The following is a 19,175-nucleotide window of genomic DNA, read 5'->3' as shown; positions in this document are numbered from 1 at the left end:
GTATAAAGAGATTAGAGAATGAAATTAAACTAAAGTCATTTATAAAAATTTCAAGGACCACGGTTTTCTTTTGTATAGAGTTGGGAGATACCAACAGACTTTTGTCTTGCTCAAGAGGACTCATGATATTGCAATACGAGGGAATTATACTTAAGGGTACGTACTTATTTTTAAAAGTGGGAGCATAAACATGAAAAACATCTTAAGAATTTTCACGAAAGACTGGAGAAGTATTGGAACAAACTGGGTAGCGGCAATCTTATTAGGTGGTCTCATCATTCTTCCGTCACTTTATGCTTGGTTTAATATAGGGGCTTCATGGGACCCTTATAGCCAAACAGATCAGCTGCCTGTAGGAATTGTCAATGAAGATCAGGGAGCCACTATAAGAGATAAAGCTATTGATGTAGGTGGGGAACTAACTAAAGAATTAAAGCACAACAATAGTTTGGAATGGCATTTTTCAAAACGAGACCGTGCAATGGAAAAGCTGAAAAATGGAGATTACTTTGCAGTGATTGTAATTCCTAAAGATTTTTCTAAAAAACTAGGGACTGTTATCAATGATAAGCCAGAAAAGGCGGAAGTTGAGTATTATGTTAATGAAAAGGTAAATGCAATTGCTCCTAAAATCACAGAAAAAGGGGCTAGTGTCATTGTTGATCAAATTACAAGCAACTTTGTATCCGTAGTGAATGGCACCATTTTTGATTTATTTAACGAGTTAGGCCTCGAATTTGAGAGAGACCTTTCAGATATTAAACGATTTGAAGAGTATGTATTTAAATTAGAGGAGAACCTTCCGGAGATAAATCGTTTAGTTTCTGATGCTATGAAAGATTCAAAAGATGCTGAGAAAGTGATTAATAAAGTTCAAGGTCTACTTCCAGAGGCGGAGCAAATAACGAGTGAAGGCATTAACACAATTGATGACACGACTCATTTTCTAAATGAAGCGGAAGACAGATTGAATAAGTTAGCACCTCAAGTGGAAGAGGATTTAACAACGGCTCAACAAACAGCAGAAGATGTTAATGAATTTATTAATGATTTAAAAACACCTGATATTGATCTATCCTCCGTTGAAGAGATAAGGGGTAAAATGAATCAACAGATTGATGACTCTGTTCAACGAATAAATAATGTTCAAGAAGTTTTGAACCAGGTGAAGAAAACGGGAAGCAATAAGCAAAATACTGAGGAGGGTGAGACTTCAGAAGCAGACCCTGCTCAACCAGCTGTGAATCAGAAACAAAAAGAAGTGATTGATCAGGCAATTACCGATCTTGATCAGGTTAAAAAGCAGCTAAATGGTATAAAAGGAGATTCTGAAGAGATCGGCACTCATTTGGCTGACAAACAAAAAGAGATAGATAATATATTATCTTCTCTTCAAGAAAAATCGGGTGATACAGCTAATAAAATCGACGCTTTTCTAAAAGAGTATAATGAAAACATTGAACCGAAAGTTCTTTCAGAAGTAGCAAGTGCAAAGAAGACATTGTCAAATGCCCGCTCAACTTTGAAAGAGGCGCAAACCACGATTCCGGAAGTTAAACGCATTCTCTCAAGTACAGAAGAGAATATAGGAGAAGGTCAAGATATCTTAGCTTATATGCTGAATGAATATCCTTACGTCAATGATAAAGTAAACCAACTTGCCGATCGCATTCGAGAGATTCAGGGAGAAACCGATATTAATGATATTATTGAACTCTTGAAGAATGATCCTATGGCGGAACAAAGCTTTTTTGAAGAACCCATTGTATTGAGTAAGAACTCTCTGTTTCCAATCCAAAATTATGGAACAGGTATGACACCTTTTTATACCGTTCTTTCTTTATGGGTAGGAGCTCTACTATTAGTGTCACTATTAACAACCGAAGTATCTGGACTTAAAGAGGTTTCAAATCGTCAGATATATTTTGGGAAATTACTTACTTTTATTAGCGTAGGCTTTCTCCAAACAATTGTTGTCACGTTAGGTGATCTCTTTATCCTACATGTTGATATTGTGCACCCTGTCCTATTTGTTCTATTTGGACTAGCGACTAGCTTTGTTTTCATGTTGATGGTTTATACCCTCGTTTCGGTATTTGGTGATGTAGGGAAAGCAATGGCTATTGTCTTTCTTGTTCTCCAAATTGCAGGCTCGGGCGGAACATATCCTGTCGCGTTATTACCTGAATTTTTTCAGAAGATCCATCCTTTCTTGCCGTTTTCTTATGCTGTGGATTTGATGCGAGAAGCTGTCGGAGGAATCATTTGGCAGCGTGTAAAAGAAGATTTATTCTTTTTAGGAATATTTGCAGTAGTTTATCTTCTTGTAGGTGCATTCCTTAAAGAACGTTTAAATAATAAGACAAATCAACTGATGAAAAAATCTAGAAAATCAGGTTTGTTTCATTAAACTAGTATGATTAAGGGCAGCATGTCGTTCGACATGCTGCCCTTTTCTTAATTTGCTTCTTCTCTTGGAAGTCGGTCTTCGTCAATTTCATCTTTAAAAGCATAGGTAAACGTTAATGCTACAAGAATACCGCCTCCAATGAGGTTACCGATACTAGCAGGAGCTAGGTTGAAGAATAGAAATTCAACCCAGGAATACTCAGCACCATGTATGAAGGAAGTACTGAAGTATCCCATATTTGCTACACTGTGTTGAAAATTCCCTGCAACGAAAATGATAACAGGTAGTGTTGTTGCTAGTACTTTTCCTGTTAAGTCACGCGCAGCTGTCGCAAGAAATGCGGCCATACCAATTAACCAATTGGCGATAATTCCAGAGATAAGTATTTGAAACCAGCCTAATGTACCATTAGAAAGGAATTTCATTTTATGCTCCGTATATGTTGTTAATTCAGAATAAAATTCAGGAGAGAGAGAACCGGATGCCACGACAAGTGCACCGACGAGTAGAGCACCAATCAGGTTGCCTATATAACATACAACCCAGAACTTGAGAATGTGTTTCGGAATCCAGAATTTTCTCTGTAAGATATAAGTCGGCAACAGCACATTAACTTCAGTGAATAATATAGCTCCGGATATAAATACAATGGCATAGCCGGTAACGAAACCAATTCCTGCAAGTAGGTTATGAATGCCTTCCGTCTCGACTTCAAGTGCAATGAGAACCGAAAAGATAGCTCCAAAGGTAACGAACGCACCAGCTAATATGGATAAGATAAATTGTCGATTAAGGGCTCGTGCACTATGAGATTCACCTTTTGCAATAAATGTTTCGACTATTTGTGCGGGGAAATAGAATTGTCTCTCAGGATACTTTACATCCTTGTTTTTCTTTTTTGATTTCTCCACGATCAATCTCCTATCTATTTTCTTTTTCTGCTAGATACCTTTAAAAAATCATAAGTAAACTGTTTAATAGGTTCGTAAAATGAGGAAAATGTGCAAACCTATTTAACTTTGCTGTCTAAAAGTAAGATTTCCTGGGAAATTAACATACAATGTGTCTGAAATAGACGAGAGCGAGATGGATATCCACCTCGCTAGCTTTTAAAATTTCCAATATCCTGTTTTTCCGTAATGAGTATGAAGATCTTCTTCAAATCGACGAGAAATGGGTTCGTTAAGTCTGTATTCAGGGGCATTGCGAATGTCTTCTTTCTTAACGTCCACCTGAACAGTTCGATCATGCCAATGAATATTTGTAATCCATTCTGTTGAGAGTAATACCTCTTTCCCAGGAAGTAAGTTTCTAGTATCTATTATGAAATAGCGTAGCTTCCAAGTCTCTTCATCAAAAATGAAATCTTTCACATGACCGATTTCTCCGTCGACAGCGTGAATGTGATAACCAGAAATTTCTTTCGTACTTCTTAAATGGTTTTCTTCTTCTTTAGAACTTTGAAGAGGGGATTCATCTTCCACTATATCTTCTGCCATAAATGGTTTTGGGTACATTCCGCTACCCCATGCACCTGTACCGACCCAATAATATGGCCAGCTAAAATGACGATTGATTTCCATCTCATGCTTTCTAGCAATCGGTTGCTCAGTATCAATGTCTGGACTATCTTTGACTTCATCGCTTGTAAGTGAAACGGAAATTGCCTCATTCTCATGGTCTAATTTATTAATTGAAAGAGGAGACAGAAGAACTTTGCGTCCAGGTATCCATTTATGAGTATCGACAACAAGATACCGTATTGTCCAATGTTCGTCATCGAAATAAAGTTGCTTTAATACGCCTTTTTCTCCATCACTCGTATCGATTGAATAGCGATACACTTCATTTTCGCTAACTAACATTTCTATCACTCCTATAGGAAATAATCTACGTATTTAGTACAATTCCCTGGTATCAGTTAGGCTAAACGAATTACTCGACTTGATAGGTTTTTAGGTAAGGTTTTCCTGAAAAAATAGTTTTAGGTAAGCCTTTGCTTGTATGTCTGTTCTTATGTGCCTCCCCATACGCTTCGGAGGATTGCCAGTTTTTGAAATCTTTTTCTGAATTCCAGAAAGTAGCCACAATGTATGGGTCATTGTGAACAGGTCTTAGTATGCGTATTCCCTGACAACCAGGTTCGCTTTCTACTTTTCCTGCTCTATTTTTGAAACGGTCCTCGAATACAGCGCGTTCGCTTTCTTCTACAGGGATGTGATTTAGCACAACAAATCCAGGGTCTGTCAATGTGCCTTTATTGTCCATAAGTTCATATTTCTTAGCATTTTTGAAAAAAGTTTCTGATGAAGTTTCATGATAGAGGGCTGCGCCGTCAGGATTAGAGAAGAGCATAACCTCTTCTTGATCATGTTCTTCTTTCACTTTTGCTAAATACTCGTATGTTCCATATGTAACAAATATATTCATCTTACTCATCATCCTTTCAATGAAGTGATCAGGCAGAATTGCCTGATACTTTACCCTTATTTGGCAAAAGCTAAACAGAATCGTCACTCTATATAGTACAAAAAAATCAATTTTTCATGTAAGCTTAGCTTTAATTATGTTTATAAGGGAGTGCCTCATAGAATGAAAAAGCTTGGGATAGGCCTTATCGCCACAGCAGCCGTTTTCTTGATAGGATTGTTAGGCTATCTTGGCATTTTGCTTGCAGGTAATTACGTGATTGATGAGAAGAAATTAGTTATGAATTCCGCCACTAAACTTGTTGATACCGAAGGGGAATTAATTACAAAGCTCTACTTTGAAAATCGCGATCCTGTTTCAATAGATAATGTACCTGATCATGTTCAAGAAGCTTTTGTTGCGACAGAGGACAGTCGGTTCTACGATCATCATGGACTTGACATTAAAGCAATTGGACGTGCGCTATATCGCGACATTCTTGCAGGTAAAAAAGTAGAAGGCGGAAGTACGATAACGCAGCAGCTTGCGAAAAACGTCTTTCTAACAAATGATAAATCCTGGCTTAGAAAAACAAAAGAAGCCGTCATTGCTATTAACCTTGAACGAAACTATAGTAAGAATAAAATTCTAGAAATGTACTTAAATCAGATTTATTTTGGACATGGAGCTTACGGCATACAATCTGCTTCCATGATGTTTTTCAATAAACCAGTTTCAGAACTCAGTGTAGAAGAAGGCGCAACGTTAGCAGGTCTTCCGAAAGCCCCTTCTAATTATTCCCCTATTAACCACCCTGAAGAAAGCAAAGAGCGAAGGGATCTTGTTCTTTCATTAATGGAAAAACACGATTATTTGACAGCTGAAGAAACAGTTCGACTACAAGGAAAAACTCTTTCGTTAGATGTAGCTGAAGTGACGAAAGAACCTGCTTATCTTACGTATATTGATATGACGCTTCAAGAAGCAAAAACACGGTATAAGTTATCTAATGAAGAAGTTCTAAGAGGGGGCTACAAGATCGTCGTTCCGATGAATGTCGATCTGCAAAAAGAAGCTTATACGCAATTTCAGAATAAATCTTTTTTCCCAGGCAGTGACACTGAAAACCCTCCTGAGGGCGCGTTAACCATGATGGATACAAAGAGCGGAGGCGTTGTGGCTGTTCAGGGTGGAAGAAAATATGTTCAAAGGGGCCTCAATCATGTGACTTCGAAAAGGCAGCCGGGCTCTGCATTTAAGCCCATTGCTGTGTATGGACCAGCGTTAGAAAAAAAGGAGTATAGCCCATATACATTATTGAAAGATGAAAAAATAGACTATGATGGCTATTCGCCTTCCAATTATAACAACCAATACACAGGGGAGATTTCTTTATACGATGCAGTTAGAACATCTGCAAACGCACCAGCTGTCTGGCTTCTAAATGAAATGGGTATATCCTATTCTAAAAAGTATCTAGAAAAGGACGGACTTAGTATAGAAGATAAAGATTTAAAGATTGCGCTTGGAGGCATTGATAACGGTGTATCCCCTTTCGAAATGATGGAAGCTTATCGCCCATTTGCTGCAGAAGGGGAACACATCGATCCCTATTTCATTACTAAGCTCTACGATCACGATGGAAAGCTAGTTGGAGAAGCAAAACATCAGGAAAAGAAGGTGTATTCGAAACAAACAGCCTGGTATATGACGAGGATTCTAGAAGGCGTAGTTCGAAACGGCACAGCAACTAGCGGCGAATCTAAAGTTGAAGTTGCAGGGAAAACTGGTACAACAAGTTATGAAAAAGTTCCTGGCGGAGCAAGAGATGCATGGTTTGTTGGTTTTACTCCAGAGTTAGTAGGAGCAGTTTGGATAGGTTATGATCGCACAACTGAGACGAATTATCTCACTGGTGGAAGTGAATATCCTGTTCAGCTTTTTAAAAAAGTAGTGAATGCTAATATTAATGAAAAGAGTACTGTTTCATTTGACAAGCCATCTGGTGTAAAAGATATGGAAAAGCCAATTTCACTACCTGATATTTCGGATTTAAGTGCTAAATTTGACTTCCTTTATGGTCTTCCAGCAGTAAAACTTAAATGGACTCCTTCATCGGATGATCGTGTTACATACCATATTTATGAAATAAAAGATGGTGAACGTGAGCAGATTGCAGAAGTAGAAGGAAAAGGAGAATATACTCGAAATTCTATTTCGTTCTTCGGATCAGTATCTTATCAGGTTATACCTTATAACTCGTTAACCGATCAGGAGGGTAAGCCTTCTAATGAAGCTTCAGTTAGCTTGTTCAATAGTTTTAAAAACGATAAGAAAGAGAAAGGTAATAAGGACGAGAAGAACGGGAAAGAAAACAAAGAGAAAGCAAAATCGAACGAGTGAATCGTGACTTTTCCTTTAAGACTGATTCTATTATGATAGAGTAGATGTAAACGGCTACAAACTAGGACGATTTTATGACTTTTTTCCTTAATGACTGTACACAAATGCCATCGATCGCTATAGTATGTAGGGATGTAAAAATGAACGTTTTGTAATTAGAAAGGTGGACAAGCATGAGTAAAGCATCATTTAATGATCAATTTCTTCGGGCATGCCGAGGAGAAGAGACAGACCATACACCTGTGTGGTATATGAGACAAGCTGGCCGTTATCAGGCTGAATATAGAAAAATTAGACAGAAATACTCCTTTCATGAGATGAACCTTAATCCGGAAGTAGCAGCAGAAGTCACACGTTTTGCGGTTGAGCAGCTTGGTGTTGATTCTGCTATTCTTTTCGCTGACATTATGACACCACTTCCATCTATAGGTGTTGATGTTGAAATAAAATCCGGGGTAGGTCCAGTCATTGATAACCCTATTCAATCGAGATCAGATGTTGATCGTCTAGGTGAACTTGATCCATTGAAAGATGTTCCATACGTGATGGAAACGATCAAAATGCTTCGTGAACAGCTATCTGTACCGTTAATCGGTTTCAGTGGAGCACCGTTTACTGTCGCAAGCTATATGATTGAAGGCGGGCCATCAAAGAATTATCATAAGACCAAAGCATTTATGTATACAGACCCAGAAGGCTGGCACCAATTAATGAATAAACTTGGTGATATGACGATTGCTTATTTGACAGCGCAGGTCAAAGCCGGTGCTCAAGCCGTGCAATTATTCGATTCATGGGTAGGTGCATTAAATGAAGCGGATTACAGAACGTATATTGCGCCGGTAATGAATCGTATCTTTTCTTCTCTAAAAGAATTGGGAGTACCGCTCTTAATGTTTGGTGTAGGGGCAAGCCACCTAATCCAGGAATGGAATAAGCTTCCTGTTGATGTAATTGGAATTGACTGGAGAATTACGATTAAAAAAGCGCGAGAAGTAGAAGGGATTACGAAGCCTCTTATGGGAAATCTTGAGCCTGCACTCTTGCTTGCACCATGGGAAGTAATTGAAGAAAGAACAAAAGAAATTCTTGATCAGGGTATGCAGTCACCAGGATTCATTTTCAACTTGGGTCATGGCGTATTTCCACAAGTTAAAGTAGAAACTTTACAACGCTTAACAAGCTTTGTACATGATTATACACGCAAGAACAGCTAGGGAACGGGAGGTGTAGCATGAAGAAGACGATTGGCCTTCTTGTAATGGCTTATGGCACACCGCGAAGCGAAACAGAAATCGAACCATACTATACGCATATCCACCGGGGGAAGAAACCTACAGATGAAATGCTACAAGATTTAATCGATCGGTACGAAGCGATCGGTGGCATATCTCCTTCTTCGGATATTACGCAAGAACAAGCTCAAAAGTTAGAAGATCGAATGAATGAGCAATTTGGTGATGAAACCATCCAATTTAAAAGCTATCTTGGGTTGAAGCATATTGAGCCGTTTGTAGAGGAAGCGGTTAGAGATATGCAAAAAGACGGGATTAAAGAAGCAGTTAGTATAGTTCTTGCGCCTCATTATTCCACGTTAAGTGTTAAAACCTATAATGAACGGGCAAAAGCAGAAGCGGTAAAGCTTGGTTATCCTTATATTTATACAATTGATCAATGGTACAACGAGCCAAAATTTATCCAGTACTGGGTAAACCAACTTCAATCTTGTTTAAGTGAAATGAATGAAGATAAAAAGAAAAAAACGGTTGTGATTTTTTCTGCTCATAGTGTCCCAGAGAGATTATTGCAAGATGGCGATCCATACCCTGCTCAGCTTGAGGAAACAGCGAAACATATCGCAGATCGGGCAGGGATTAAGAATTATGCTATTGGATGGCAGAGTGAAGAAAGCACACCAGATCCATGGATTGGGCCTGATATTCAGGATTTGACGCGTGATCTATTTGAACAAGAAGGCTTCACTGGATTTATCTATTGTCCCGTTGGTTTCGTAGCCGATCATTTAGAAGTGCTGTACGATAATGACTATGAGTGCAGACAAATGACAGATGAGCTAGGAGCTTTCTATCATAGACCAGAGATGCCAAATGCAACGGATGAATTTATAGAAATTCTAGCAACAGTTGTGACACGTGAATTAACTAAAAAGAAGATGATTAGTGATGAATAAACAGCCAAAAAGAATTGTTATTGTAGGTGGAGGAATCACAGGATTAACTGCTGCCTATTATCTTCAAAAGGAAATGCGTGAATCAGACGTTCCTTATAAGATTACTTTACTTGAAGGCAATGACCGATTAGGCGGCAAAATCCAGACAGATACCACGAACGGGTATGTGATTGAGCGAGGACCTGATTCCTTTCTTGCTAGAAAAGAGAGTGCGGCTCGTTTAGTCAAAGAAGTGGGTATGGAGGATCAGCTTGTCCCGAATTCCACTGGGCAAGCATTTGTTTTGAATAATGATCAACTTTACCCAATACCAGGTGGTGCCGTTATGGGTATTCCTACTGAACTTGCTCCGTTTGTGTCGACTCAGTTGTTTAGCCTAAAAGGGAAGGTCAGAGCAGCCTTTGACTTAATTCTTCCAAGAAGAGAAGATGATGGAAATGATCAGTCGCTTGGCCTGTTCTTCCGTAGACGCCTAGGGAATGAAGTGGTTGAAAATCTAATCGAACCACTCTTATCTGGAATTTATGCAGGTGATATTGATAAATTGAGTTTAATGTCTACTTTCCCACAATTCTATGATGTAGAAAGAAAGTATCGTAGCTTAATTCTAGGTATGAAAAAGACAACACCTCCATCACGGAGAAGCACTGGAAAGAAGAAGCCAGCCTTCTTGACCGTAAAGTCAGGTTTACAATCATTTATCCAAGCAATTGAAGATAAGCTGACAGATATAGAGATCAAGAGAAATGTAAAAGTAGATCAGCTGACAAGAGAAAAGGATTCCTATATTCTGACGACAACTAATGGTGACGAAATTGTAGCAGATGCGGTCATCGTTACGACTCCTCACCAGCAGGTTCACCACATGTTACGTGATCAAAAAGAAGTAGCACCTCTTGCGGAAATGCCTTCTACAACGGTTGCAACTGTTGCGATGGCATTCCCTGAAGAAGCAGTGAAGAAGGCAATGGATGGGACTGGATTTGTTGTATCTAGAAATGCCGACTATACCATCACAGCTTGCACTTGGACGCATCGTAAGTGGCAACATGCCGCACCAAAAGGTAAAGTACTATTACGCTGCTATGTTGGAAGAGCAGGAAAAGAAGAAATTGTGGAAAAGGGCGATGAAGAAATCGTACAGACCGTTCTAAATGACCTGAATCAGATCATGGAAATTGAGGGACATCCTGAATTCTATCGAATAACAAGATGGAGACAATCAATGCCTCAATACGAGGTTGGCCACCGAAATAGGATTGATGTAGTGAAAGAAGGAATTGAAGCGAAAATGCCAGGTGTATTCTTAGCAGGCGCCTCCTATAACGGTGTGGGTCTGCCAGATTGCATAAATCAAGGAGAAGCTTCTGTAACTTCTGTGCTGAACTTCTTAAAGTAAGAAAGGTTCACCTTTAAGTAGGTGAACCTTTTTGTGTAATAAGAAAATGACAAAAGTTTATAGGAGTTCATTGTGTTTTGTTTTATAATAGTGTAGATTTGCGTTGTTGGTAACAATTAGTAATAAAGGAGAAAATATCATGTTGGAAATGGCAAGACCTTTACTTATCAATATAGCAATGCTCTTCTCTGTATTATTTATTTGGAACATGGTCATGCCATTTAGGAGATCAATATCAATTAATTTGAAGAAGAAGCTCATTTACGGATTTATTAGTTCAATAATGGCCCTTCTCTGTATGCTTTTTCCACTGGAGACATTTGGTGAAACAGTATTTGATTTAAGAATAGTTCCTCTGATACTGGTCACATTGTATGGTGGTGGATTTGCAGGACTACTATGTATGTCCACAATAATCCTTATGCGATTAGGAATGGGTGGAGAATACGCTTGGGTAGGCGTACTGATTGCTATGGTCGGTTATATTATCTCGCTTATTTTCTACAGGTATTTTAAAAGATCAATAAGAAAGTGGAAGGTTATTCTACTGACTGGTGGAACCTTTATGCTTTTTTATATCACTATTGTACTTACATTGATTGTTCCATTAAAAACGTATTTTTATCCGATCTATTTCACTTCTTTTGCTATTGCTTACTTTTTTATTTTCTATTTAACAGAACGTCTAGTTCTTATTAATATACAGCTGGAAGAAACAGTATATCTCGAAAAATTGTCTGTAGCTGGTAAAATGGCAGCTGCAATCGCTCATGAAATACGAAATCCACTAACGACGGTGAGAGGACTTCTTCAGTTTATTTCTAGTGATTCAGATGATGAAAAGATTAAGAATTATGCGCCACTAATGATCGAAGAAATAGATCGAACGAACAAAATTATTACAGATTATCTCATGCTCATTAAACCCTCAAAAAGTGATTATGAGATTGTTAATTTAAATAAGGTTGTAAAAGATACAACAAATTTAACAGAGGTACTAGCATCTTATCATGCCGTTAAGATGCAGTATGAAGAAAAAGGCGATTTTGAAATAAATGGTAACTCCCAGGAGTTAAAGCAATGTTTAATTAATTTAATTAAAAATTCTATTGAATCAATTGAGGAAAAAGGACTAATTCTTATTTCATTGCAAAATGGGACAAAAAAAGGTACTGTAGATATCGTTATTCAGGACAATGGAGCTGGAATGAACGAAGAACAACTTGAAAAGATTGGTCTTCCCTTCTATACCACGAAATCAAAAGGGACCGGTCTCGGAACAATGATTACAATTCGACTCATACGTAACATTGGCGGGAAGGTTTCATACAAGAGTAAACTAGGAGAGGGTACGACTGTAACAGTGACGCTACCAACGAATAACTAAAAGGGGGAGCACGATGGTATTTGATCGAAGGAAGAGTATTCTAGAAGCTGCTGAAAAGTCATTTTCAATGTTTGGGTATAAAGCGACCACTATGGATCAAGTAGCGAAAATAGCTAATGTAGGAAAAGGTACGATCTATACCTTCTTTAAAAATAAAGAAGAATTATTTAATGAGATCGTAACCGGTATGGTAAAGGAATTGAAGGAGCTTGCTAAGAGTTCAATTTACAAAGAAGATAATTTCTTCGTGAATTTGCATAGAGCTCTCTATAGTGTACTTGAACATCGAAGAGAGCATCAATTGGCCATTAAACTTTCACAGGAAGTGCGTGAGATTGGCACACCAGCAGCAATTGATGCACTTGAACTTATTGAAAAAGCGATCCTTTCATTTCTCGAACAAGAGATTGAACGGGGCATAGAGAACAATGAAGTTAAAGAATGTGACCCTTCTCTTACAGCATTTCTTATGTTTAAAGTGTACATTGCTCTTATTTTTGACTGGGAAAAATCACATCAGTCGCTTACAAAAGAGGAAATTGCGGATCATCTAGAATTTTATATGATGCGAGGCATAAAGGTAGAATAGTAATAACAGAAATAAAGTATCAAATGGCTATTGCTATTCAAAAAAAAGGGTGTTATATTACTATTTGTAGCAAAAAATGACCAGAATCAAGAAGTGGTCAACCAAGGGTTTTAAATAAATATAATAGTGCTGTTGCTCTTTTTTTTGTTTTACAATGACCAAATGAGAAGAACGGTCAAATAGACAGGAGGATATAATATGAAAAAATCATTTCGTCAATTTCGATCGGAATGGTCATCATTACTCAAAAATAAAAAGATTTTAATCCCAGTTATAGCGGTTTTGTTTATTCCAGTTCTTTATAGTGGAATGTTTCTCTGGGCATTCTGGGATCCATATGAAAATCTCGACGAAATTCCAGTAGCAGTTGTTAATAATGACGAGGGCGCTGATTTTGAAGGAGAACATCTGGAGATTGGGAATGAGTTAGTAGATAAGTTAAAAGAGGAACCTGAATTTAAATGGGATTTTGTAAGTGAGAAAGAAGCCAATGAAGGGCTTCAAGATCAGACATATTACATGAAAATTCAAATTCCGGACAATTTTTCAGAGAAATCCACTACTGTTCTTGATGAGCATCCGGATAAATTAAACCTAGAATATGTTCCAAATGAAAGCTTTAACTTCCTTGCTGGGCAAATTGGTGGAACAGCAGTAGAGCAAATTAAATCTCAAATCGCTGAAAACATTACGGAAAATTATAGTGAAGTCGTGTTTGATAAATTTAGTGAAATTGCGGATGGATTGTCAGACGCATCTGATGGTGCGGGAAAACTCGCTGATGGTTCATCTGATTTAAAAGATGGCACAAAGCAGTTAAAAGATAATCTTGCTGTACTTAATGAAGGCTCAATTGAGTTAACAAATGGTCTTAGTAGTGCAGAAAGTGCATCTTATGATCTTGCAAATGGTATTAACAAGGCAAACCAGGGATCAACAGATCTATTAAACGGTTTAGAGAAGAAACAACCTGAAATTAACCAGTTAGCTGACGGGTCAAAACAGGTTAGTAATGGTGTTGGCGAGCTTAGTAACGGGATGGACCAGTTTAAATCAGGACAAGAAAAGCTTCTTGCTGGTGTACAAGATAGCAAAGCAGGAACAAAGAAACTGATGGACGGTTTGAATCAGACTGTTACCAAACTAGAGAATTCATCTCCAAGTAGTGTAGATACTGCGGGCTTGAAGGAGTCTTTAACGAACGGTGGTACAAAGGCGAAAGAAGTTCCACAAGAACTTCAGGCAGTCATTCAATCGATCCAGAAAAATGACCAATATACGGATGAACAGAAACAAGAGCTTATTAGTCAGTTGAAACCAATCGCTGAGAAGTCAGGTTCTGCTGCTAAATCTATTGGAGATGTAGCGACGGGTTTTACAACTCTTTCTGAGAAACTGTCTAATGCATCAGCAAATGCTAATGCTCTTCTAGAAGGTCAGAAAGCTTTAGCACAGGGTGCAACTGATCTCTATAAAGGTCAGGCACAATTAGAAGAAGGTCTTGTTAGCTATGGTGAGCGTGTTAATCAAGCGAAAGATAGTGTAAATCAACTTCATGCTGGTGCAGAAAAAGTTGCCGATGGAAGCAGCGCAGTTGCATCAGGTTGGACAACAATGATTGATAATGTAAATCAACTTAATTCTGGTATGAATAAGTTGTTTAGTGGATCAAAAGAGCTTGCAAATGGACTTTCCGAGCTTGAGGGTGGATCAAATGACTTATCCTCAGGGGCAAGTCAATTAGCAGACGGATCTACGAAACTTGATAACGGAGCGAAAGATTTAACAGACGGATCAGTCGAACTTCGTGACAAACTTGGTGATGCTGCAGAAGAGACTTCAGAAACAAAAGCCGATGATGAAACGTACAGTATGTTTGCTGATCCAGTGGATGTTGATACTGAAGCCGTATCTTCAGTACCGAACTACGGTACAGGATTCGCGCCTTACTTCCTTTCACTTGGTTTATTTGTAGGAGCGCTATTAATGTCAATTGTGTTCCCACTACGTGAGCCAGCAGGAAGCCCGCGTACAGCAATCGGATGGTTTATGAGTAAATACGGTATTCTTCTAACAGTTGGAATTATTCAATCTCTAGTAGCAGATGCCCTATTATTGTATGGCCTTGGTATTGAAGTTCAAAGCGTACCGTTATTCCTATTATTCTCAATAGTATCAAGTCTTGCTTATATGACGCTTATTCAGTTCTTTGTTACGACACTTGGAGATCCTGGTCGATTCGTTGCTATTATCATCTTGATCTTGCAACTGACAACAAGCGCTGGTACGTTCCCTATTGAATTAATACCAGAAGGATTACAAGTGTTTAATATCTGGTTACCAATGACGTATACTGTATCAGGCTTCAAAGCAGTTATTTCAAGTGGCGATATTGCGTACATGTGGCAAAACGTCTATGTTCTTTTAGGATTTATTGCGATTTTTGCGATAGGTACCATTACGTTCTTCTTCTTCCAATTGAAAAAACACAAAAAACAAGGATTAGAACCAGCTTTAAACGAATAGTTAAACTAGAAGCCTTCTCAACATATTGAGAAGGCTTCTTTTTTTGAAAATAGATTCGAAAAACGATACAGTAATAGTAAGAAAGTTGCGGAAGAGCAAGCTAATTGGTTTAATAGTAAACTAGAATAGGGTAAATATAAGGATGTTTAATTACTTGGGAGGCAGGAGAATCGATAGAATGATTACATTTGAGCATATAAGCAAAAAGTTTCCTGATGGAACAGAAGCACTTAAGGATATTAATTTACATATTGAAAAGGGCGAATTGTTAACGTTAATTGGTCCAAGTGGTTGTGGTAAGACAACAACAATGAAGATGATTAACAGACTAATTGAGCCAAGTGGGGGCCAGATTTATATTGATGGACAACCTATTTCTGAACGTGATCCGGTTGAACTTAGAAGAAGCATAGGGTATGTCATTCAACAGATTGGCCTCCTTCCACATATGACGATTGCAGAAAACATCGCATTGATACCCAATTTGAAAAAGTGGGACAAAAACAAAATAAATAAAAGAGTCGACGAAATGCTTCATCTTGTAGGTCTCGAACCTTCTACTTTTAGGTCACGTTATCCTCTAGAGCTAAGCGGAGGACAGCAACAGCGAGTAGGTGTTATTCGTGCTCTTGCAGCAGAACCGCCAATCATTCTAATGGATGAGCCTTTTAGTGCGCTCGATCCAATTAGTCGGGAGCAGCTTCAGGATGAGCTTGTTAAGTTGCAGAAAGAAATACAGAAGACGATTGTTTTTGTGACACATGATATGGATGAGGCCATGAAGATTGCAGACCGAATTGCGATTATGAAAGATGGAGAAATTCTTCAGCTTGATACACCCGATCGTTTGCTACGACATCCTAAGAATGAATTTGTTCGCAACTTCATTGGAGATGAACGGATGGCAAAGGGACAGGCTCCATCTGCAGTTGATTTAATGATTCGTAAAGTAGCTACTATTAAAGAAAATTGCGGGGTTGCTGAAGCGTTTCGATTGATGAAATCTGAACGAGTAGATAGTCTTGTTGTGACAGGTCCAGAACAAGAATACAAAGGTGTTGTTGCGGTAGACCACGTGCAAAAATATGTTGATGATGATGCAAAACGGATTCAGGACGTTATAGAAGAAATTGAGCCTATCCTTCCAAATGTCCTATACCCTGAAATTGCAAAACGATTTGCAGAGAATCATCCGATTAGCATTCCAGTAGTAGAAGAAGGCAAACTTGTAGGTTTAGTGACGAGCAATAGTATGATGCGTGGTTTAGCAGGACTTGAGCAACATAGCTATCGAGAGGAGGGTGCTCTGAATGAATGAAGAAAACTTTTTCGTCCTATTTATTGATATCGTACAAAGTCGCTGGGATGATATTTTTGTTGCCCTTCAGGAGCATCTATTCCTATCATTTATCTCAATCGTTATCGCTATAGTCATATCTGTTCCACTGGGTATTTTCATCTCAAGAAGAAAGAAACTTGCAGAACCTTTCATTGCGGTTACAGCTATTTTTCAAACCGTTCCTAGCCTTGCTTTATTTGGGTTTTTAATTCCTTTCTTAGGCATTGGGAATGTGACTGCGATTATTGCTTTGACGGTTTACGCTTTACTACCTATTTTACGAAATACTTATACGGGTATTACGTCAGTTGACCAATCATCTATTGAAGCTGGAAGAGGGATGGGCATGACTGATTTACAAATATTAATGAAAATTGAAGTTCCACTTTCGCTCCCTGTTATTATGGCAGGTGTGCGAACAGCGACCGTGCTAACGATCGGTGTAGCAACACTTGCAACCTTTGTTGGTGCTGGTGGTCTTGGTGATATTATTTATAGAGGTCTTACATCTAATAAAGATGAACTTGTGTTAGCTGGTGCGCTACCAGCAACCATACTTGCACTTGGTTTTGATTTAATTCTAAAGTTACTTGAAAATGCGGCAACTCCTAAAGGGGTTAAAGCAAAAAAATAAAGGGAGAGATTTGATTGAAAAGATTCGCAATGCTTTTGATTGGAGTAGTGATGATACTTGCTGCATGTGGAGGAGATAGCGGTAGTGAGGAAAGTGATCCGATTGTAATTTCCGGTAAGCCATGGACTGAACAATATATCCTACCACACCTTCTCGCAGAATACATAAAGGCAAACAGTGACTATGAAGTTGAAGTAGATGCTGGAGTAGGTGAGGTGAATATCCTTCAACAAGCTCTTGTAGATGGGGATATTGATATGTACGTTGAGTATACCGGTACTGGCCTTGAAGCAGTATTAAAGCAAAGTGCTGATTCCGATGAATCAGCAGATGAAATTTTCAAGCGTGTTAAAAAAGGATACAAAGACGAATTTAATCTTGTTTGGCTTGAGCCACTTGGATTTGAGAATGGGTACACCCTTGCATTAACTCAAGAAACAAATGAAGGTTTAAATGCTGAGAACTTCTCAGACCTTATTCCTAAGTCAGATGAAATGGTTTTCGGTGCACCTCACTCATTCTATGAGCGAGAAGATGGTTATGAAGCACTAGTAGATGCATATGGATTTAATTTCAAAGGAACTGAAAGTCTTGATCCTAACATAATGTACGATGCGCTTAATGAAGGTGAAGTAGATGTTATTCCAGCTTTTACTACGGATGGCCGCATTGCAAGATTTGATCTTGTTACTACAAAAGATGATAAGCAGTTTTTCCCACCTTACTATGCTGCTCCGGTAGTTCGACAAGAAGTTCTAGAAACACATCCCGACCTTGAGAAAGTTGTGAATGAATTTGCCGGCAGTATTTCTGAGGAAGAGATGTCTGAAATGAATGCAAAAGTTGATATGGATGGCGAAGAGCCAGAAGATGTGGCAGTTGAATTCTTGAAGAACAAAGGCCTGATTGATTAACAAAAAGGTGCTGACAAATTTGTCAGCACCTTTTTGGTGTTATTATTCAGCTGGCTTTAGGTCTTCAATAGAATCTGCTTCAACATAAGATGGAACAACTAGGCCAGTCTTTGCACCTTCAAGGTTTGGTCCTAGACGATCCATTGTGTCACCATATTCTTCTAAAAGATCAGCATGAGTAATTGGAAGCCATCCAGCAACCATTGCATCAGCATCACCTTCAGAGACAGCGATAAACATAGAAGCTGCATCAAGCTGTGTCAATTCTACATTGTAACCCATGCTCTCAAGTACTTGTGCAACAACATTAGTACTGGCAATTTCAGAATCCCATGCAACGTATGCTAGAGAAATTTCTTCGCCATCTACTTCGTCAGCACCGTTTGTCCATTCTTCTACCATGTCAGTATGTTCGTTCACCCAATTTTTTGCTGCTTCTTCTGGTTTAGCACCTTCTTGAATTTCTACCATTACTGCATTCATATCTTCAGGAGTCCAATGGAACTGATCAAGAATCTTATGTGCAGAAGACTGATCTTCTTTCAGACCCTCACGTGCAAATGTTTCAATGTTTTCTTCTTCCCCGTAAAGGCCTTTAGGATCTTCAAGGTATTTAAGGTCGTATTTCGCAAACATCCAGTGTGGAGTCCATCCTGTTACAATAACTGGCTCTTCATCTTCAATCGCTTTACCAAGTTCTGCTGCCATTGCTGCAGAAGATGATTCAACAAGTTCCCAACCTTTTAGGCTATCGTACTGTTCAATAGCAGCGGTAGTTGCTTTCATGATACCTGCCCCTGGTTCAATTCCAACAATTTCGTAATTTACTTCATCTCCAACACTAGATCCGCTTTCGCTTGATCCTTCGCTGTTATCACCGCTATTGTTTCCGCCGCAAGCAGCTAGAATCAATGTGAGTGAAAGAAATAGTGCAAGTCCTGTTAAACCTTTTTTAAAGTTAAACATGTAATTCC

Annotated in this window: 15 protein-coding genes; 11 read left to right on the top strand and 4 right to left on the bottom strand. The window is 38.6% G+C overall.

Annotation, left to right across the window (positions count from 1 at the left end; translation table 11 throughout):
• Positions 1-190: 190 nt before the first annotated feature.
• Positions 191-2,410, top strand: coding sequence for a YhgE/Pip domain-containing protein (locus tag JI666_RS10965; RefSeq protein ID WP_206891694.1), 2,220 nt, complete (start codon positions 191-193; stop codon positions 2,408-2,410).
• 47 nt (positions 2,411-2,457) lie between these two features.
• Here the strand turns inward: JI666_RS10965 and JI666_RS10960 are convergent, their stop codons facing one another.
• The 3 genes from JI666_RS10960 to JI666_RS10950 form a co-directional block, all read right to left on the bottom strand.
• Positions 2,458-3,321 (bottom strand): formate/nitrite transporter family protein, encoded by an 864-nt coding sequence (locus JI666_RS10960; RefSeq protein WP_349769325.1) that lies wholly within the window; start codon positions 3,319-3,321, stop codon positions 2,458-2,460.
• A gap of 198 nt (positions 3,322-3,519) precedes the next feature.
• A complete protein-coding gene (locus JI666_RS10955; RefSeq protein WP_206891692.1) occupies positions 3,520-4,275 on the bottom strand; it encodes a PRC-barrel domain containing protein in 756 nt (251 codons plus the stop codon).
• Between the two features lie 70 nt (positions 4,276-4,345).
• Entirely contained in the window at positions 4,346-4,840 is a 495-nt protein-coding gene (locus tag JI666_RS10950) for an antibiotic biosynthesis monooxygenase family protein (RefSeq protein ID WP_206891691.1), read from the bottom strand.
• A 162-nt stretch (positions 4,841-5,002) separates the two neighbouring features.
• Here JI666_RS10950 and JI666_RS10945 point away from each other — a divergent pair, with 162 nt between their 5' ends.
• From JI666_RS10945 to JI666_RS10900, 10 genes are all read left to right on the top strand, one after another.
• Positions 5,003-7,222 carry a transglycosylase domain-containing protein gene (locus JI666_RS10945; protein ID WP_206891689.1) on the top strand — a complete coding sequence of 740 codons (2,220 nt, stop codon included), beginning with the start codon at positions 5,003-5,005 and terminating at the stop codon, positions 7,220-7,222.
• Positions 7,223-7,395: 173 nt separating this feature from the next.
• Positions 7,396-8,439, top strand: a complete 1,044-nt coding sequence (gene hemE, locus JI666_RS10940) for a uroporphyrinogen decarboxylase (RefSeq protein WP_206891687.1) — start codon at positions 7,396-7,398, stop codon at positions 8,437-8,439.
• A 17-nt stretch (positions 8,440-8,456) separates the two neighbouring features.
• Positions 8,457-9,413, top strand: a complete 957-nt coding sequence (hemH, locus tag JI666_RS10935; RefSeq protein ID WP_206891685.1) for a ferrochelatase — start codon at positions 8,457-8,459, stop codon at positions 9,411-9,413.
• Positions 9,406-10,812, top strand: coding sequence for a protoporphyrinogen oxidase (hemY, locus tag JI666_RS10930; RefSeq protein ID WP_206891682.1), 1,407 nt, complete (start codon positions 9,406-9,408; stop codon positions 10,810-10,812). Before hemH ends, hemY begins: the two co-directional genes overlap by 8 nt.
• Positions 10,813-10,951: 139 nt before the next feature.
• On the top strand, positions 10,952-12,199 hold the full coding sequence (locus JI666_RS10925; RefSeq protein ID WP_206891681.1) for an ATP-binding protein: 1,248 nt from the start codon (positions 10,952-10,954) through the stop codon (positions 12,197-12,199).
• 13 nt (positions 12,200-12,212) lie between these two features.
• Complete coding sequence (locus JI666_RS10920) at positions 12,213-12,788, top strand: TetR/AcrR family transcriptional regulator (RefSeq protein WP_206891680.1); 576 nt, start codon at positions 12,213-12,215, stop codon at positions 12,786-12,788.
• Positions 12,789-12,986: 198 nt separating this feature from the next.
• A complete protein-coding gene (locus tag JI666_RS10915; RefSeq protein WP_206891678.1) occupies positions 12,987-15,314 on the top strand; it encodes a YhgE/Pip domain-containing protein in 2,328 nt (775 codons plus the stop codon).
• A gap of 178 nt (positions 15,315-15,492) precedes the next feature.
• Positions 15,493-16,632: an ABC transporter ATP-binding protein gene (locus tag JI666_RS10910; protein ID WP_206891676.1), complete on the top strand. Its 1,140-nt coding sequence runs from the start codon at positions 15,493-15,495 to the stop codon at positions 16,630-16,632.
• Complete coding sequence (locus tag JI666_RS10905) at positions 16,625-17,287, top strand: ABC transporter permease (RefSeq protein WP_206891674.1); 663 nt, start codon at positions 16,625-16,627, stop codon at positions 17,285-17,287. The genes JI666_RS10910 and JI666_RS10905 overlap by 8 nt, the downstream gene beginning before the upstream one ends.
• Positions 17,288-17,316: 29 nt before the next feature.
• Positions 17,317-18,201, top strand: a complete 885-nt coding sequence (locus JI666_RS10900) for a glycine betaine ABC transporter substrate-binding protein (protein WP_206891820.1) — start codon at positions 17,317-17,319, stop codon at positions 18,199-18,201.
• A gap of 42 nt (positions 18,202-18,243) precedes the next feature.
• On the opposite strand, the gene JI666_RS10895 is transcribed toward JI666_RS10900, so the two are convergent.
• On the bottom strand, positions 18,244-19,167 hold the full coding sequence (locus tag JI666_RS10895; RefSeq protein ID WP_206891673.1) for a glycine betaine ABC transporter substrate-binding protein: 924 nt from the start codon (positions 19,165-19,167) through the stop codon (positions 18,244-18,246).
• Positions 19,168-19,175: the final 8 nt, after the last annotated feature.

Origin of the sequence: Bacillus sp. NTK071 (assembly GCF_017303315.1) — a bacterium.
In the GTDB taxonomy this organism is placed as follows: Bacteria; Bacillota; Bacilli; order Bacillales; family Guptibacillaceae; genus Guptibacillus.
Note: the sequence above shows the minus strand (reverse complement) of the source record. Positions and strands in the feature narration are given on the sequence as shown.

What these genes read in the sequence shown, in the direction of transcription:
- JI666_RS10895 (WP_206891673.1), bottom strand. Translation starts at nt 19,167, where the DNA reads ATGTTTAACTTTAAAAAAGGTTTAACAGGACTTGCACTATTTCTTTCA.
- hemE (WP_206891687.1), top strand. Translation starts at nt 7,396, where the DNA reads ATGAGTAAAGCATCATTTAATGATCAATTTCTTCGGGCATGCCGAGGA.
- JI666_RS10910 (WP_206891676.1), top strand. Translation starts at nt 15,493, where the DNA reads ATGATTACATTTGAGCATATAAGCAAAAAGTTTCCTGATGGAACAGAA.
- JI666_RS10945 (WP_206891689.1), top strand. Translation starts at nt 5,003, where the DNA reads ATGAAAAAGCTTGGGATAGGCCTTATCGCCACAGCAGCCGTTTTCTTG.
- hemH (WP_206891685.1), top strand. Translation starts at nt 8,457, where the DNA reads ATGAAGAAGACGATTGGCCTTCTTGTAATGGCTTATGGCACACCGCGA.
- JI666_RS10900 (WP_206891820.1), top strand. Translation starts at nt 17,317, where the DNA reads ATGCTTTTGATTGGAGTAGTGATGATACTTGCTGCATGTGGAGGAGAT.
- JI666_RS10965 (WP_206891694.1), top strand. Translation starts at nt 191, where the DNA reads ATGAAAAACATCTTAAGAATTTTCACGAAAGACTGGAGAAGTATTGGA.
- JI666_RS10925 (WP_206891681.1), top strand. Translation starts at nt 10,952, where the DNA reads ATGTTGGAAATGGCAAGACCTTTACTTATCAATATAGCAATGCTCTTC.
- JI666_RS10955 (WP_206891692.1), bottom strand. Translation starts at nt 4,275, where the DNA reads ATGTTAGTTAGCGAAAATGAAGTGTATCGCTATTCAATCGATACGAGT.
- JI666_RS10950 (WP_206891691.1), bottom strand. Translation starts at nt 4,840, where the DNA reads ATGAATATATTTGTTACATATGGAACATACGAGTATTTAGCAAAAGTG.
- JI666_RS10905 (WP_206891674.1), top strand. Translation starts at nt 16,625, where the DNA reads ATGAATGAAGAAAACTTTTTCGTCCTATTTATTGATATCGTACAAAGT.
- hemY (WP_206891682.1), top strand. Translation starts at nt 9,406, where the DNA reads ATGAATAAACAGCCAAAAAGAATTGTTATTGTAGGTGGAGGAATCACA.
- JI666_RS10915 (WP_206891678.1), top strand. Translation starts at nt 12,987, where the DNA reads ATGAAAAAATCATTTCGTCAATTTCGATCGGAATGGTCATCATTACTC.
- JI666_RS10920 (WP_206891680.1), top strand. Translation starts at nt 12,213, where the DNA reads ATGGTATTTGATCGAAGGAAGAGTATTCTAGAAGCTGCTGAAAAGTCA.